The sequence below is a fragment of the Pseudactinotalea sp. Z1748 genome, assembly GCF_049725185.1.
In the GTDB taxonomy this organism is placed as follows: domain Bacteria; phylum Actinomycetota; class Actinomycetes; order Actinomycetales; family Beutenbergiaceae; genus CALKWS01.
On record NZ_JBMPQB010000010.1, the window covers coordinates 37,989 to 52,542 of the forward strand.

Below are 14,554 nucleotides of genomic sequence, written 5' to 3' on the forward strand. Positions count from 1 at the left end.
CTCCTCTCTGAGCCGCGATGTGGCCGGCCGGTTCAGACCTGGTTGCCGAGTTTGAAGCCGTGGTCGGTCTCGCCCTTGCGGGTGTAGGAGAACCCGTCGGCTCCGATGGTCACGTCCATCTCCTTGGCCTCCTGGCGCTGCTGCAGCGGTACCGGGTCGCCGTCCAGGTCCAGCACGGTGGAGGCCTCGGTGTACCAGGACGGCACCACCGGGTTGCCCCACCAGTCCCGGCGCTGGTTGTCGTGCACGTCCCAGGTCACCACCGGGTTGTCGGGGTCGCCGGTGTAGTAGTCCTGGGTGTAGATCTCCACCCGGTGCCCGTCCGGGTCACGCAGGTAGAGGTAGAAGGCGTTGGATACCCCGTGCCGGCCGGGGCCGCGCTCGATGCAGTCCGAGCGGCGTAGCGCGCCGAGCTTGTCGCAGATGTAGAGGATGTTGTGCTTCTCGTGGGTGGAGAAGGCGATGTGGTGCATCCGCGGCCCGTCCCCGCCGGTGAGTGCGGTGTCATGCACGGTGTGCTTGCGGGCGAACCAGGCGGCGTAGGTGATCCCGTCGTCGTCGCGGATGTCCTCGGTGCGTTTGAACCCGAGGTCCTCCAGGTACGCCGCGCCGGCGACGACGTCCGGATAGACCTGGTTGAAGTGGTCCAGCCGCACCAGTGCGCCGGCGCCGTAGCGTTCGTAGTTCCACGCCAGGCGCGCCACGTGCTCGGTCTCGTAGAAGAACTCATACGGGAAACCGAGCGGGTCCTGTACCCGAACCGCGGCACCGATGCCGCGCACGAACCCCTCGGCGCTGCGACGCACGTCGCAACCCAGGTCCCGGTAGTAGTCCTCGGCCCGATCCAGGTCCTGTGGGCTGCGCACCCGGAAGGCCAGTGCAGCGACCGCCGGCTCGTCGCCCACCCGGAGCACCAGGTTGTGGTGGATGAACTCCTCCAGGGTGCGCAGGTAGATCGCGGTCTCGTCCTCCTCGGTGACCACCAGGCCGAGGATGTCCACGTAGAACTCCCGCGCGGCGGCCAGGTCGGTCACCACCAGTTCCATGTACGCCGCCCGCACGATGTCGGGCGGGGTGGCCTCCGTCGTCGGGCTGTCCGTGCGGGGTTGGTTCACGGCCGGCTCCTTCGCGCGCTCGCCATCTCAGGCCTCGTCCCTCTTGGCGGCGAAGAACGGGTCCTGCTCGTCATACCCGGTGGCCCCGAACCGGGCGGTGTGCACGGCGCCGAGGGTCACGTGCACGGCCTTGTGCTCGGAGTAGAAGTTCAGCGACCGGTAGCCGCCCTCCTGGCCCAGGCCGGAGGCCTTGATACCCCCGAACGGGGAGCGCAGGTCGCGCACGTTGTGGGAGTTGATCCAGATCATCCCGGCCTCGATCCGGTCGGCCAGGGTGTGGGCGCGGGTGACGTCGGAAGTCCAGATGTAGGCCGCCAGTCCGTACTTGACGTTGTTGGCCAGCGCCACGGCCTCATCCTCGGTGTCAAAGGGGGTGATCGCCACCACGGGTCCGAAGATCTCCTCCTGGAAGATCCGGGCCTCGGGGGGCACGTCGGCGAACACGGTGGGAGCCAGGTAGTTACCCTCCTCCAGCCCCTCCGGGCGCTCTCCCCCTGCCACCAGGCGCGCCTCGGTCTTGCCGACCTCGACATAGCCCATCACCCTCTCGTAGTGCTCCGGATGCACCAGCGCACCGACCTCGGTGTCGGGATCCGACGGCGGTCCGACCTTGATGTTCTCGGCGCGCGCGGCGTAGGCGGCCACGAAGTCCTCATACACCGTCGCCTCCACCAGGATCCGGGAGGAGGCGGTGCAGCGCTCCCCGTTCAGGGAGAACACCCCGAACAGGGTGGAGTCCAACGCGGCCTCCAGATCGGCGTCGGCGAACACCAGCGCCGGGGACTTGCCCCCCAGTTCCATGGACAGGCCCTTGAGCGTGGGGGCGGCATTGGCGAAGATCGTCTGCCCGGTGATGGTCTCCCCGGTGAAGGAGATCAGGTCCACACCCGGGTGCTTGACCAGGGCGTCCCCGGCTTCCTCCCCGATGCCGTTGACCAGGTTGAACACCCCCGGCGGCAAACCGGCCTCGGTGAAGATCCCGGCCCACAGGGAGGCGGACAGCGGGGTGAACTCCGCCGGTTTGAGGACCACGGTGCACCCCGCAGCCAGCGCCGGGGCCAACTTCCATGAGGACAGCATGAACGGGGTGTTCCACGGGGTGATGAGCCCGGCCACGCCCACCGGTGAGCGGTTGACGTAGTTCATCTGCATCCCGGGCACCTTGAAGGCATCATCGGTACCGGCGACGATGAGGTCGGCGAAGAAGCGGAAATTCTCCGCCGCCCGGCGGGCCTGGCCCCGGGCCTGGGTGATCGGCAGACCGGTGTCGAAGGACTCCATCGTGGCCAGCGCGGCGTCCTGGGCCTCGACGGCATCGGCGATCCTGTTCAGCACCCGCGCCCGTTCCCGGTTCTTCATCCGCGGCCACGGGCCGGTCTCGAACGCCTCCCGAGCGGCGGTCACCGCGGCGTCGATGTCGGCGTCGCCTCCGGCGGCGGCCAGGATGTAGGCGACGTTCGTGGTGGGTTCGAGCACCTCGAAGGTCTGCCCGCCACGGGAGTCGCGGAACGCGCCGTTGATGTAGTGCTGGATGCGCTCGGGAGTGCCCGGCGGCGGGGCGGGCGCCGGCGACGGCGTGGGCCGGTTTGCCGGGGTCGGTCCGGTCGTCTCAGCGGTCACCTCAGGTTCCTTCCACCGGGGTCAGGTACTGCTCGCCGTGGCGGGCCAGTTCGGTCACGCGGCGCCGGCCCTGCTCACTGAGCCCGACCAGGGGCGGGCGCACATGGTCCGAGGCGATCAGGCCGCGCTGGGCCATCAGCCACTTGGCCGGGGCGGGATTGGTCTCGGCGAAGATCAGGTCCACCAGCGGGTGCACGCCGTAGTGCAACGCCCGCGCCCGGTCCCAGTCACCGGCGGTCGCGGCCTCGTAGGTCTCGGCGACGGCGGCCGGCGCGATGTTGGACAGCGCGGAGATGAACCCGGTTCCCCCCAGCGGGATCAGCGGCAGGCACAGCAGTTCGATCCCGGACCACATCAACGCCTCCTGGCCGCACAGGTACATGGTGCGGGAGAAGTGCTCGAAGTCCTTGGTGGTCTCCTTGATGCCCACGATGTTGTCGTGATCGCGGAACAGCCGGGCGAAGGTCTCCGGGGCCAGGTCCACCGCGGTACGGACGGGCACGTTGTACGCCACGATCGGCAGGTCCGGGAACTCCGTGGCAACCGTGGAGTACCAGACGTAGAGCGCCTCCTGGGTGGGGCGGGCGTAGTAGGGGGTGATGATCAGCGCCATGTCCGCCCCGGCGTCCCGGGCGATCGAGGTCAGCTCCAGGGTCTCCTCCAGCTGCGCCGTGCCGGTGCCGGGCAGGAACGGGACGGCGTCACCCACCTCCTGGGCCACGGTGCGGATCGCGGCTGCGCGCTCGGCAAGGCTCTGGGAGGAGGGTTCACCGGTAGATCCACCGATGGAGATGCCCCGAGAACCGTTGGCCAGTTGCCAGCGCACCATGCGCCGCAGCGACTCGTGGTCCAACTCGCCCTCGTCGGTGAACGGGGTGAACACCGGGGCCAGCGCACCGGTGATACCGGCGGGGTCGGAGCGGAACTTCATCGTGTTCTCCTCGGAACTCAGCCGGGTGTGGAGCGCCAGGCGTCGAAGGCCTGCCGCCACTTCTCGTTCATCGGGTACAGCCCCTGTACCGACTCCCCCGCCGCGACCATCTCGGCGATGAAGGTTTCCTCGGCCTCCTGGTCCTCGGCGTCCCGGAGTACCTCGGCCACGAGGTGGGGTGGGATGACCAGGGCTCCGTCGTCGTCGGCCACCACGACGTCCCCGACCTGCACGGTGGTACCGCCGCAGGAGATGGTCACGTCCCTCTCCCAGGGCACGTGCCGCCGGCCCAGGACGGCGGGGTGTGCCCCGGAGGAGTACACGGGCAGGTCGAGGTCAGCGACGGGGGCGGCATCGCGCACCGCCCCGTCGGTGATGATGCCGGCGGCGCCGCGCACCTGGGCCCGCAGCGCGAGGATGTCCCCGAGGGTGCCGGCCGAGGAGTCGCCGCGGGCCTCCATCACCAGGACCTCGCCCGGCCCGATCGTGTCGATCGCCTGTTTCTGGGCGTTGTACCCCCCGCCGCACCCGGCGAACAGGTCCTTGCGGAAGGGCACGAAACGCAGCGTGCGGGCCCGGCCCACCAGCCCGCGACCCGGGACCAGGGGGCATACGCCGTCGATGGAGACGGTGTCGTAGCCGCGCCGGCGCATCTGCACCGACAGGGTGGCCACGGCGACCGCTCCCAAGCGGGCCCGCAGATCCTCGGTGAGAACGAACGGGGGTTCGCCGGGGGCGACCTCCCGGCCCCAGGCGTCGGCGCGCTGGGCCTCGTCGACCTTCGGCGGATGGCCCCAGTCGGGCAGGGCGGGTCCCTCGATCACCTCGGTGTGCAGCCGCCCGGTGCTCAGGCCCGGATCGTCCGGGCAGGACACCTCGACGGCGATGTGCTGGCCGGGTCGGGCGACCGAGGCTCCCGCGGGAGTGCCGGTGAGGATGACATCACCGCGGTGCAGGGTCATGACGCGGGACAGGTCGGCGATCATCAGGGCGAAAGGGAACAGCAAGCCGGCCGTGGAGTCGTCCTGGACGAGTTCGTCATCCAGCCAGGTGCGGATCGCAAGCCGGGCCGGGTCGAGCCCGGTGGCCTCGAGCAGCCGCGGGCCGATCGGGGTGTAGCCGTCTCCACCCTTGGAGCGCACGTTGGAGCCCTTGTCCGCATACCGCAGGTCATGCAGGCCCAGGTCGTTGGCGGCGGTGACCCAGCCGACGTGGCCCCAGGCCCGTTCCGGCGGGACGCCCCGCGCGTCGGAGCCGATCACCAGGGCGATCTCGCCTTCGAACCCGAGCAACTCGGTGCCTGCCGGGCGGACCACCCGGCCGGAGCCGGTGAGCGAGGAGGTGGTCTTGAGGAAGTAGGACGGATGCGCCGGGGTTCGGCCACGCTGAGCGGCACGCGAGGCGTAACTGAGGTGGACCGCGATCACCTTGCCGGGCCGGTGCCCGAGGACGGCGGTGATCGGGTCGTTGCTCATCTGCACCGGCTCCTTCGCCCAGGACGTCCTCGAACGATCGTATACGATCCCAATCCTGCCGCCGCCACCCCCCGGTGTCAACAGGTGGACGGGCGTGGGAGTGGCCCCCACGGCACACCTGCTGACCGGGCAGCGCCTGCGCCACGTCCCGGCCGCCTATCGATCCGTCCGGTACGCCCGGGCCGGTCGCGGACCGGGCGCATGATCGCCGCTGACCACATGGGACAGCGCCGCCGGGCGAACGCGTGACCTACAGCGAGATCAGCACCAAGGTGGTGCCGAACACCAGCCCCGTGGCCACCAGGGTGATCGTGGTGTAACTGAGGATGTCGCGCATCTTCAGCCCCGCGATGGCCAACAGCGGCAAGGCCCAGAACGGTTGGATCATGTTGGTCCACTGATCGCCATAGGCCACCGCCATGATCGCGATCGCCGGGTCCACCGACAGGCTCTCAGCCGCTTCGAGCATGACCGGTGCCTGCACCGCGAACTGCCCACCGCCCGAGGGCACGAAGAAGTTGACGGTGCCGGCGGCGACGAAGGCAAGCAGCCCGAAGGTGTACTGGTTCGAGATGGACACCAAGGCATCGGAGATCACCGTGATCAGCCCGGTACCGGCCATGATGCCCATGATCCCTGCGTACAGCGGGAACTGCAGCAGGATTTCTCCGACGTTGGAGGCGGCCTTCTTGGTCAGCGCGATCAGTTCGAACGGGTTCTTCACCAGCAGCAGGATCAGGGCCAGGAAGCTCCAGTTGACGAGGTCCAGAGTCAACGTGCCCCCACCGGAGAAGTGGATCACCAGGTAGCCCACCAACATCAGCCCGGTGAGCAAGGTGGGCACCCGGGAGGCGTCCACCCGGTCCGCGGGGGTAGTGACCTGCTCGGCGACGTCAACCTCCTTCTCCCGGGCATCGACCTTCAGTGGCACGATCGCTTCCGTGCGCCGTGGTGCCACCAGCAGCAACGCCACGGCCACCAGAATGATCGCGGCACCGGCCGCGGCGATGTTCCACGGGGTGAAGATCGTCTCGGTGATCGGCAGCGGCTCACCGAGTCGCTCGGCGACGAAGGAGTCCGGCGTGGCCGCCAGCAGCGGACCGGACGCCGAGTAGCCCATGTGCCAGACCACGAAGCCGGAGAAGGCGGAGGCGACCAGCATGGCGAAGTGGATCGGTTCGTCACGCCGCCGGAACTCATAGGCGACCTCACGGGCGAGCAGAGCACCGGCCACCAGGCCCAGGCCCCAGGTGATCAGCGAGGCCAGCGCGGCGATCACGAAGACCAGCACGTAACCCTGCATGGCTGTCCTGGGCCGCTTAGCCAGCCACACCAGGATCTTCCGGACCGGGCCGGTGTTGGCCAGGATGTACCCCAGCAGCAGGATGAGCGCCATCTGGGTCATGAAGGCGAGCAGCCCTGCCAGTCCGTTGCCCCACTCCTCCACCACCTGCACCGGCCCGGCGTCGGTCAGGATGAGGGCGAGCAGGACCACCACGAACGTGAGCACGATCGCAAAGACCAGGGCCGAGGGGATGAACCTCTCGACCAGGTTGTTCAACGGGCGCATCAGGCCCGACAGCACCGCACCGCCGCCGGCCTTCTTCTCCTCTTTCGTCGTTCCCTGGCTATTCGGGTCTGCCATGTCTCCTCCTTGAGTACGCTCCCCGCCCGGCTTCTCGGATCCGACCTGAACGCCGGGAGGGTAGATGGGCCGGGTGGCGACGATGCCACCCAAGCCTCAGCGTGGCACAACCAGGCAACGCGCGGACGGCACTTCGGGCTGGTCCGGCCCAACGCCGCGTGCCGCCGTCGGGTGCCACCGCTGAGTACCCCTGCGTGGCACCGCGATCACCTAGGACAGTTCGCCCCGCACGATGCTGTTTCCGCTATGGGCCGGGTCGCCGTCGTAGGGCTCATCGGAGACGTCCACGATCAGGAACTCGCCCATATCGAGGTTGTCGGGAACGTCGAAGACTCCCTCGGATCCGACGAGGACGCCGAGGCTGATCAGCCGCTCCAAATCGCTGTCAATGAGCCAAACCTCGCGGTACCCCTCGCCCAGGCCGGGGTCGAGTTCGACGTTCAGCACCCGGGCACCGTCGACCTCGTGCAACGCTGCGGCGCCGGCGTCGGCCTCGCTCCACTCAGGCAGGGGCGCCAACTCGGCCGTGGCGAGCACCTCGGGCGCCGAGGGCGTACGCAGTTGGTCAGCCACCACGGTGGCGCCGACGCCGAGCAGGAAGGCCGCCGCAGCCACCCAGGCCGTGCGCCAACTCCGGGATGAGCGCCGTGCCAGTTGCGGAACGGGCGCGCGCACCGGCTCGGCAGGTAGCTCGGGCGCGACCGCAGGCAACTCGGGCGTGCCGGCCGCCCCGGAGCCTGCCGGCCCGAGGAGTTCGGCGCTGATCCGGGACCAGACGTGCTCGCCCGGGCGCTCCAGGCCGGGCTCCCCGGCGCCGGCCCGCCCCGCGCTCACCACGCGTCGCAGCCCCTCGAGTTCCTTCCGGCACGTCGCGCACTCGGCGACATGGCGGCTCTGTGCGCGCGGGACGCCCTGCTCCTCCCCGAGAGCGAGGAGGGCCAACGTGCCATCCTCAGGATGCTCCATCGGTCACCTCCAGCCGATCGCGCATACGTTGCAGACTACGTTTGATGTGGGACTTGACCGTTCCGAGTGGCAGATCAAGCCGCCCGGCGATCTGGGAGTGGGTCAGATCCTCGAAGAATGCGAGCCGCATGATCGTGCCCGGCGGCTCACCCAGACGGCGCAGTTCCTCGGCGATCACCACCCGGTCGATGACGACGACGGGATCTGCCCCGGCCCCGGCCGGCCGGCGGGCAACGACCTCGGCCGCGTCCTGCGCGCGGCCGTGCCGGGTCCGGCTCTGATAGACGTCGACGATCTTGTTCCGCGCGATGGCAACCAACCAGGAGTGCAAGCGAGCACGGGTCGGGTCGTACCTGTTCCGACCCTGCCATGCGGCCACGAACACCTGCTGGGTGACGTCCTCGGCGTCAGCAACCGAGCCCAGGGCTCGTAGCGCGATCGTATAAATCAGCGGCGACCACCGTTGATAGACCGCACGCATGACGCCGTCGTCCTCGGCGACGAAGGCACGCTCCAGCGCGAGTTCAGGAGCCTGCGCTACGTCGTCGCTCATCGTCCGCCCATCCGGCGCAATCGTGGCTCCATGGTGGGGCCAACCGGAGATTCGATCATCCTTGGCGCAGGCTAGCAGTGACGACGATGTTGTCGGTGTAACTACCGCGCGCCTCGTCCCACTGCCCGCCGCAGGTGATGAGCACCAGCCGCGGCTGCCCATCGCGCCGGAAGTGGTCGGCCAGGTCGATGGTCTCCTTGGCTTCGCTGGTGACGGTGAGGACGTCATAGGTCACCTCCGTCCCATCCGGGCCGATGAGGTCAATCGAATCACCTGGCTGGGCTTGGCGAAGGTAGTGGAACGGACCGACGCCGGTGGTGAAGGAACCGTTGTGTGCAGCAACGACGATGGATCCGTTCCCATCGCCCAGTCCGGGACCGAAGCGGTACCACCCGGCCCTGTTGGCGTCGTCAGGGATCTCCATCTGCCCGTCCGCGGCAACCCCGACGGGGTCGATGTCGAGGGTGATGTCCCGCTCGGCATACTCCAACCGCACCGGCGGGGTCCTGGCCTCGGGGCCGGCAGCCTCGAGCCTGGCGGTGCGGACGGCGACCTCGACCGCGGGTGATTCGAACTCGCCGGGGACGGCCTGCGACTCGGGTGCGGTGGCTTCGGTGCGCCCCTGCTCGTGCGCCTCCGGCGAGATCGCGGAGGGCTCCGGCTGTGCCGCCGCGGCGTCGGTCGGCGCAGACCGGCTCGGTGGCTGCGCGACCGGGGTCGCGCAGCCACCGAGGATTCCGGCCAGGAGCAGGATCACGAGGGACAATGCTTTCGTCCTGAACAATCGAACTCCTACTCCGCCCTGTCTCCAGTTGCTCTTCAGTTAGTCGAGTGTGCGCCCTGGTTGCGGCCGCGCAATCCCAGGAGGGCCAGCAGACCAACCCCGAGAGTGATCACGACCCAAGCAAGCGGCGCCATGCCCGCTTCCTCGACCGGGATCTGACCGGTGGGCACACCACCCGGGGCCGAGTGCAACCCATCGACCGTCTGGACCGCCAGGTCCAGCGAGTCCTCCTCCAGGCTGCCCCAGGCGTAGACGATCGTGAGCGATCCCTCACCGACCGTGACGTCGGCCGGGCCCAGCACCGGGTCGGTGGTGCCGGCTGCAGCCACTGCGGCCGGGACGGTCCCGGCGGGCAGGTCGAGGCTGGCCTCGTCGGGGTTGGCCAGGTCGGTGATGACGGCCTCGTCACCGGCCAGGATGTCGACCGCCGGAGCGGCTGCGGTGTGCCGCACGATCAGGCGCCCTTCGCCCGCCGCCGTTTCGGAGGTGTCGTTGGTGAACAGGGTGGCGGTCGGCTCGCCGTCGGCGTCCAGGTGGGCCACCGCGGTGTAGTTCATCCCACCGTCCAGACTCAGGTCCACCGGCCCGAGGGCCGGCTCACTGTCGTCGTCGGCGTCGGCTGCGGTGATCGCCACCGAGTAGGTGCCGGCAGGCAGTTCGAGCGGGCCGGCCAGGTCACCGGGTTCGAAGTCGTCCAGGGTGAGTTCACCATCGACGTAGACGTCGACGACCATGTCCGGCACACCGTGCAGAACCGAGAGTGCGGCGCCGGGTTCGGTGGTGTCGGCGAAGGCGGGGGCCGCGGCGAGTGTGACTGCCGTGAGGCCGGCCAATCCGGCCAGCGCGGTGCGACGCATGTGCATGATATTTCCTCCATCGGATGTGGCCCGGGTGGGCCGGTGGGTGTTCGCACCGGTACTTTCTGGCGAGGACCGCCGTTTGGATGCACCTCGGCCGGAAATTTTTCCGATGAGTTCCGTCAGGGCCTGAGGAAGTACTGCTCGGATCTACCCGAAGATCTACCGCCGGAACCTTCCGAACGGCACAATATGGACACCACCAGGCGGTTGGCCGGGCCACATCGGGTGCGGCTGCCGCACCAAAGAGGGGGCTGCCGCACCGGAGAGGGGAGTACGTGCATGGCTGAGGCAACCGAGGCAGCGGCGCAGACGCCGTGGGAACCGCCGCTGGCAGGCTCGGAGGTGGAGCACCTGCTCGGTGCCCTGAACCGGCTGCGCACCACCTTCCGCTGGAAGACAGACGACCTGGACGCCGAGGGCCTGTCCCGCACTGTGGGCGCCTCCGCGCTGACCCTGGGCAATCTGCTCAAACATCTGGCGTGTGCCGAGGATGAGAAGTTCGGGATGGCCCTGTCCGGTGCGGCCTACGGGCCGCCATGGGCAGGAATGGTCGACTTCGACGGAAGTCCGCACGACTACATGTTCAGCACCGATGGGATGGGGCCCGCGGAGTTGTACCGCGGGTGGGACGAGGCGGTGCGCCGATCCGACCAGCGCCTGCAGGTCGCTCTGGCACACCAGGGTCTGGACCAGCGAGTTGCCCTGGGCGCCGACGAAGGGTTGGAAGTGAGCCTGCGCCGGCTGCTGTACGACCTGGTGGAGGAGTACGGGCGGCACACCGGCCACGCGGATCTCCTCCGGGAGGCCGTCGACGGTCGGGTCGGCGAGGACCCGCCGCAGGGTTGGAGCGCCGTGAGCGGGAACTCACCGGTCGGAATTTCTCCTGGCAAGTGAATCGACGGCAGGCCGGGAAACGGCCGGCAGGGAAGGAGTCGCGATGGCTGACACACCCGATATCCGACCGGTGGGGGATCTGCCCGACGCGATCGGTAAGACCGCTGCCCGCGAACTCGCGGGCAACGGCATCACGAGCCTGGCACGGGTGGCTCAGCACTCCCGGAAGGAACTACTGGCCATCCACGGCGTGGGCCCCAAGGCGATCGCCATCCTTGGCGACGCCTTGGCTGCCAAGGATCTGGACTACCGCCCTTCCTGACCGCCTGCGAGGATGCGTCCATGTCCGCCTCTGAACAACTCCGAGCCGAATTCGAAGAACTCGCTGCGCGCGTCGGCAAGGCCGCCCATGGCCGCGGCGCGCTCGTGGCGACCGCCGAGTCCCTGACCAGCGGGCAGGTGGCCGTCCACTTGGGCGCCGCACCCGATGCCGGTGCTTGGTTCGCCGGTGGTGTGGTCGCCTACACGGTCGAGGCGAAGCAGCGGGCCCTGGGCGTCCCGCCCGGCCCGGTGATCTCCGAGCAGTGTGCCACCGCCATGGCCGAAGGGGCGGCGCAGCAACTGGGCGCAGACTGTGCCGTGGGCGTGACCGGTGTCGGCGGGCCCGATGAGCAGGAGGGTGAGCCGGTCGGGACGGTGTTCATCGCCGTGCACACCCCGGAGGGCACCACCTGCGAGCAGCATCACTTCGACGGCGACGCGAAGGAGATCCTGGACGCCACCACCCGCAGGGCACTGGAACTGCTCGGCCAGGGGATCACCGATGTCGGCACCGAGGCCCAATAGCGGCGCCGCCCACCGCGCGGGGGTCTAGCCGGGGTTTAGCCGAGGAGTTCCCGCACCCGCAGCGACTGTTCGGCCAGTTCCGGGGGCGATTGCTCCGCCCCGTCGAACCAGGACACCGCCGGCCCATCACCGGCGAGCCGCCAGGTCCCGCAGACCACACCACCGGTGATCACCAGGTTCGCTCCGCGGCTGACGGCCGGCCGGTGTTCGGGCGGGACCACGTGGACGTCGGCGGTGCCCGGGCCGAGCACCCACTGGTCGTGTCCGGTGAGGAACCGCACCGCACCGGTAGGGCTGGCGGCCTTCAGGTCCTCCACGTGGTCGGTGTGCACCAGCGCGGCCTCACCCTCCACCTCGATCTCGGTGAGTTGCTCACCCAAGCCGGCGAGCCAACCCGCGATGCGCTGACGGCCGGCGCCAAGCCCCTCCCCGAGCCAGTAGTGCACCCGCTCGGGTGTGGTCGGGCCGTAGGCGGACAGGTAGGCGAGGACCGCCTGCCTTCCCGCCTCCTGCAATTCCGGCAGGCCCGGCCAGTACCGGTTCTGTGCCAGCGCCTGGAGAGTGACCTGTCCGTTCCTGGTGGGGCCGAAACACACGTCCCCCTGCCAGAAGAAGGGTTTGAGGAAGGTGTTCGCGGCCGAGAGCGCTGGTCCGAGGTGGGCGAACCTGGCGCTCGTGGTGACCTCGGCCGCGAGTTCCTCCAGTGTCAGCGGCCCATCAGCCAGGGCCTCGCGGACCGCTGCCCGAAGCGCCGGCCACTCCCCCGGCTCCACCCGGTAGTGGTCGCGCCAACTCCGGCGCTCCCACATCCGGCTCGCGGATCGCAGCGCCAGGTAGAGGGCCGCGCTCGCGGGGGTCATCAGGTAGGTTCCGCCACGGAACGCGAACACCTTGACCACACTGCCCTGGGCGAGTGCCCGATCGAGTTCGCCCGGTTCCGGCTCGGTCTGGCGCACCCGCACCGCGTACCCAGGGTTGCCCGACCAGGCCGGGATGGCACCCAACCGGCCCACGACCTCCTCGGCCCGAAGCCGGCCCGCCGGCGCGAGCAACTGCCGAGCCAATCGCCAGGCCAACGCCTGCGCCCAGGTCACCCGCACCGCGCTACCGCCATCTCGGATCCGGCGCAATGACATCCCTTGTGGACGCCCGCCCGGCAGCCCAAGACCAGGCCATAGGGACTCTCCCCCACCAGCCTCGTTGCCATGGGCCCATCCTCGCGCCCCCGGCCCTCGTCGCACCTGGGAGGTTGTCCACTATACGTGCGGGTGCCGATGCAGGACAATGACGACGACGGAGAGGCGACCGAGCCGAATACGGCCACCGGGGCGCCGCTCACCTCAGGAGGAGACCACACATGGCTGACACACACGAATCCAAGGACGACTCGGCCAAGGGCAAGAAGACCTGGTACGAGGAGTTCACCGTCTCCGGGAACGAACTTCTCGACCAGGTGAAGAAACTCGTTGCCGAAGGCAATGTGCGGCGGGTGTTCATCAAGAACCCCGAAGGTCGCACCCTGCTGGAGATCCCACTGACGGTAGGCGTGGCCATCACCGCCGTGACCGCGGCGTTCGCGCCCATTCTGGTAGCGGTCGGGGCGATTGCGGCGCTGCTGACCTCCGCGACGATCGGTGTCGAAAGGGAAGACCCCGACGACGACGCGGGCGGCAACCCAGACTCGACGGCGGGCGACGGGCCGCCCGTCCTGGAGCAGTAGTCAGGCACGGACCGTGGCAGGCTGGGAGCATGACGACGATTGCTTTCACCGGTGGACATGTCCTGCCCATTGATGCTGACCCCTTCGATGGCACCGTGGTGGTCACCGACGGGGTGATCACCGCGATCGGACCGAAGGCGAAGGTCCCGCGGGGCGCCGAGGTGATCGACGCGACCGGCCAGTGGGTGCTTCCCGGTTTCGTCGATGCCCACACCCACCTGGGTACGCACGAGGAGGCCGAGGGCTGGGCCGGCAGCGACGTCAACGAGATGACCGACCCGGTTACCGCCCAGGTCCGGGCGCTGGATGCCATCAACCCCCGGGAGACGGGGTTCGCCGACGCCCTGGCCGGCGGTGTGACCGCGGTGTGCGTCAATCCTGGGTCGGGCAACGTCGTCGGCGGACTGTGCGTGGCGATCCATACCCACGGCGAGGTGGTCGATGAGATGCTGCTGCGCTCCCCGGCGGGGCTGAAGTCGGCGCTGGGTGAGAACCCGAAGAGGGTGTACGGCGACAAGAAGACCATGCCCTCGACCCGGTTGGGCACCGCCGCGGTGCTGCGGCAGGCGTTCGTCGAGGCGCAGAACTACGTGGCCAAACGGGATGGCGCCAAGGGCGACTTCGATGGCCGCGACCTCAAGCACGAAGCGGTCGCCTCGGTACTCGCCCGGGAGATCCCGTGGCGCCAGCACGCCCACCGGTCTGACGACATCGCCACCGCGCTGCGGGTGGCTGAGGAGTTCGGGTACGAACTGGTGCTGGACCATGGCACCGAGGCGCACCTGGTGGCCAAGCAGATCGCGCAGCGGGGAGTGCCGGTGCTCATCGGCCCGCTGTTCACCAGCAGGTCGAAAGTGGAGTTGCGCGAGCGCAGCCTGACCAACCCCGCCAAACTGGCCCGGGCCGGGGTGGAGATCTCCATCATCACCGACCACCCCGTGGTCCCGATCAACTTCCTGGTGCACCAAGCCACCCTCGCGGTGAAGGAAGGCCTGGACCGCGACACCGCGCTGCGCGCGATCACACTGAACCCCGCCAAGGTGATCGGCATCGACGACAAGGTCGGATCGCTGGCCAAGGGCAAGTACGGCGACATCGTGCTGTGGAGCGGGGACCCGCTTGATGTCATGCAGCGCGCGCAGCGGGTGTTCATCAAGGGCCAGGAGGTCTACGCCTACACCGCCGATGAGGCGTAGTCGGGCTCG

General features: G+C 69.1%; 15 protein-coding genes. 5 read left to right on the top strand and 10 right to left on the bottom strand.

The window, feature by feature from the left end:
• Positions 1-32: 32 nt before the first annotated feature.
• From hpaD to ACO0LU_RS17250, 9 genes are all read right to left on the bottom strand, one after another.
• The gene (gene hpaD, locus ACO0LU_RS17210; protein ID WP_424792578.1) at positions 33-1,115 is read right to left on the bottom strand and encodes a 3,4-dihydroxyphenylacetate 2,3-dioxygenase; all 1,083 of its coding nucleotides are present in this window, start codon (positions 1,113-1,115) and stop codon (positions 33-35) included.
• Positions 1,116-1,142: 27 nt separating this feature from the next.
• Positions 1,143-2,648 (bottom strand): 5-carboxymethyl-2-hydroxymuconate semialdehyde dehydrogenase, encoded by a 1,506-nt coding sequence (hpaE, locus tag ACO0LU_RS17215; RefSeq protein WP_424792654.1) that lies wholly within the window; start codon positions 2,646-2,648, stop codon positions 1,143-1,145.
• An 88-nt stretch (positions 2,649-2,736) separates the two neighbouring features.
• Entirely contained in the window at positions 2,737-3,666 is a 930-nt protein-coding gene (gene dapA / locus ACO0LU_RS17220) for a 4-hydroxy-tetrahydrodipicolinate synthase (RefSeq protein ID WP_424792579.1), read from the bottom strand.
• A gap of 17 nt (positions 3,667-3,683) precedes the next feature.
• Positions 3,684-5,141, bottom strand: coding sequence for a fumarylacetoacetate hydrolase family protein (locus tag ACO0LU_RS17225; protein ID WP_424792580.1), 1,458 nt, complete (start codon positions 5,139-5,141; stop codon positions 3,684-3,686).
• A gap of 250 nt (positions 5,142-5,391) precedes the next feature.
• Positions 5,392-6,711, bottom strand: a complete 1,320-nt coding sequence (locus ACO0LU_RS17230; RefSeq protein ID WP_424792655.1) for a short-chain fatty acid transporter — start codon at positions 6,709-6,711, stop codon at positions 5,392-5,394.
• A 285-nt stretch (positions 6,712-6,996) separates the two neighbouring features.
• Positions 6,997-7,752, bottom strand: a complete 756-nt coding sequence (locus tag ACO0LU_RS17235; RefSeq protein ID WP_424792581.1) for an anti-sigma factor — start codon at positions 7,750-7,752, stop codon at positions 6,997-6,999.
• Positions 7,739-8,305 carry an RNA polymerase sigma factor gene (locus ACO0LU_RS17240; protein ID WP_424792582.1) on the bottom strand — a complete coding sequence of 189 codons (567 nt, stop codon included), beginning with the start codon at positions 8,303-8,305 and terminating at the stop codon, positions 7,739-7,741. The genes ACO0LU_RS17235 and ACO0LU_RS17240 overlap by 14 nt, the downstream gene beginning before the upstream one ends.
• A 55-nt stretch (positions 8,306-8,360) precedes the next feature.
• Positions 8,361-9,089 (bottom strand): sortase domain-bontaining protein, encoded by a 729-nt coding sequence (locus tag ACO0LU_RS17245; RefSeq protein WP_424792583.1) that lies wholly within the window; start codon positions 9,087-9,089, stop codon positions 8,361-8,363.
• Between the two features lie 35 nt (positions 9,090-9,124).
• Entirely contained in the window at positions 9,125-9,946 is an 822-nt protein-coding gene (locus ACO0LU_RS17250; protein ID WP_424792656.1) for a DUF4397 domain-containing protein, read from the bottom strand.
• A 282-nt stretch (positions 9,947-10,228) separates the two neighbouring features.
• On the opposite strand from ACO0LU_RS17250, the gene ACO0LU_RS17255 reads away from it, so the two are divergent.
• Genes ACO0LU_RS17255 through ACO0LU_RS17265 form a run of 3 tightly spaced genes read left to right on the top strand, consistent with a single transcriptional unit; the run spans position 10,229 to position 11,629 of the window.
• Positions 10,229-10,843: a DUF664 domain-containing protein gene (locus ACO0LU_RS17255; RefSeq protein ID WP_424792584.1), complete on the top strand. Its 615-nt coding sequence runs from the start codon at positions 10,229-10,231 to the stop codon at positions 10,841-10,843.
• A gap of 43 nt (positions 10,844-10,886) precedes the next feature.
• On the top strand, positions 10,887-11,105 hold the full coding sequence (locus ACO0LU_RS17260) for a helix-hairpin-helix domain-containing protein (protein WP_424792585.1): 219 nt from the start codon (positions 10,887-10,889) through the stop codon (positions 11,103-11,105).
• Between the two features lie 20 nt (positions 11,106-11,125).
• Positions 11,126-11,629, top strand: coding sequence for a CinA family protein (locus ACO0LU_RS17265; RefSeq protein ID WP_424792586.1), 504 nt, complete (start codon positions 11,126-11,128; stop codon positions 11,627-11,629).
• A gap of 35 nt (positions 11,630-11,664) precedes the next feature.
• On the opposite strand, the gene ACO0LU_RS17270 is transcribed toward ACO0LU_RS17265, so the two are convergent.
• Entirely contained in the window at positions 11,665-12,723 is a 1,059-nt protein-coding gene (locus ACO0LU_RS17270) for a DNA glycosylase AlkZ-like family protein (protein ID WP_424792587.1), read from the bottom strand.
• A 263-nt stretch (positions 12,724-12,986) separates the two neighbouring features.
• Here ACO0LU_RS17270 and ACO0LU_RS17275 point away from each other — a divergent pair, with 263 nt between their 5' ends.
• Together ACO0LU_RS17275 and ACO0LU_RS17280 are read left to right on the top strand one after the other, a co-directional pair.
• Positions 12,987-13,349, top strand: coding sequence for a DUF4342 domain-containing protein (locus ACO0LU_RS17275; protein ID WP_424792588.1), 363 nt, complete (start codon positions 12,987-12,989; stop codon positions 13,347-13,349).
• 29 nt (positions 13,350-13,378) lie between these two features.
• A complete protein-coding gene (locus ACO0LU_RS17280; protein WP_424792589.1) occupies positions 13,379-14,545 on the top strand; it encodes an amidohydrolase in 1,167 nt (388 codons plus the stop codon).
• The last annotated feature ends 9 nt before the right edge of the window (positions 14,546-14,554 follow it).

Coding starts and splice junctions, on each gene's coding strand:
- ACO0LU_RS17280 (WP_424792589.1), top strand. CDS start 13,379: ATGACGACGATTGCTTTCACCGGTGGACATGTCCTGCCCATTGATGCT.
- ACO0LU_RS17240 (WP_424792582.1), bottom strand. CDS start 8,305: ATGAGCGACGACGTAGCGCAGGCTCCTGAACTCGCGCTGGAGCGTGCC.
- dapA (WP_424792579.1), bottom strand. CDS start 3,666: ATGAAGTTCCGCTCCGACCCCGCCGGTATCACCGGTGCGCTGGCCCCG.
- ACO0LU_RS17255 (WP_424792584.1), top strand. CDS start 10,229: ATGGCTGAGGCAACCGAGGCAGCGGCGCAGACGCCGTGGGAACCGCCG.
- ACO0LU_RS17225 (WP_424792580.1), bottom strand. CDS start 5,141: ATGAGCAACGACCCGATCACCGCCGTCCTCGGGCACCGGCCCGGCAAG.
- ACO0LU_RS17260 (WP_424792585.1), top strand. CDS start 10,887: ATGGCTGACACACCCGATATCCGACCGGTGGGGGATCTGCCCGACGCG.
- ACO0LU_RS17275 (WP_424792588.1), top strand. CDS start 12,987: ATGGCTGACACACACGAATCCAAGGACGACTCGGCCAAGGGCAAGAAG.
- ACO0LU_RS17230 (WP_424792655.1), bottom strand. CDS start 6,711: ATGCGCCCGTTGAACAACCTGGTCGAGAGGTTCATCCCCTCGGCCCTG.
- ACO0LU_RS17265 (WP_424792586.1), top strand. CDS start 11,126: ATGTCCGCCTCTGAACAACTCCGAGCCGAATTCGAAGAACTCGCTGCG.
- ACO0LU_RS17250 (WP_424792656.1), bottom strand. CDS start 9,946: ATGCGTCGCACCGCGCTGGCCGGATTGGCCGGCCTCACGGCAGTCACA.
- ACO0LU_RS17235 (WP_424792581.1), bottom strand. CDS start 7,752: ATGGAGCATCCTGAGGATGGCACGTTGGCCCTCCTCGCTCTCGGGGAG.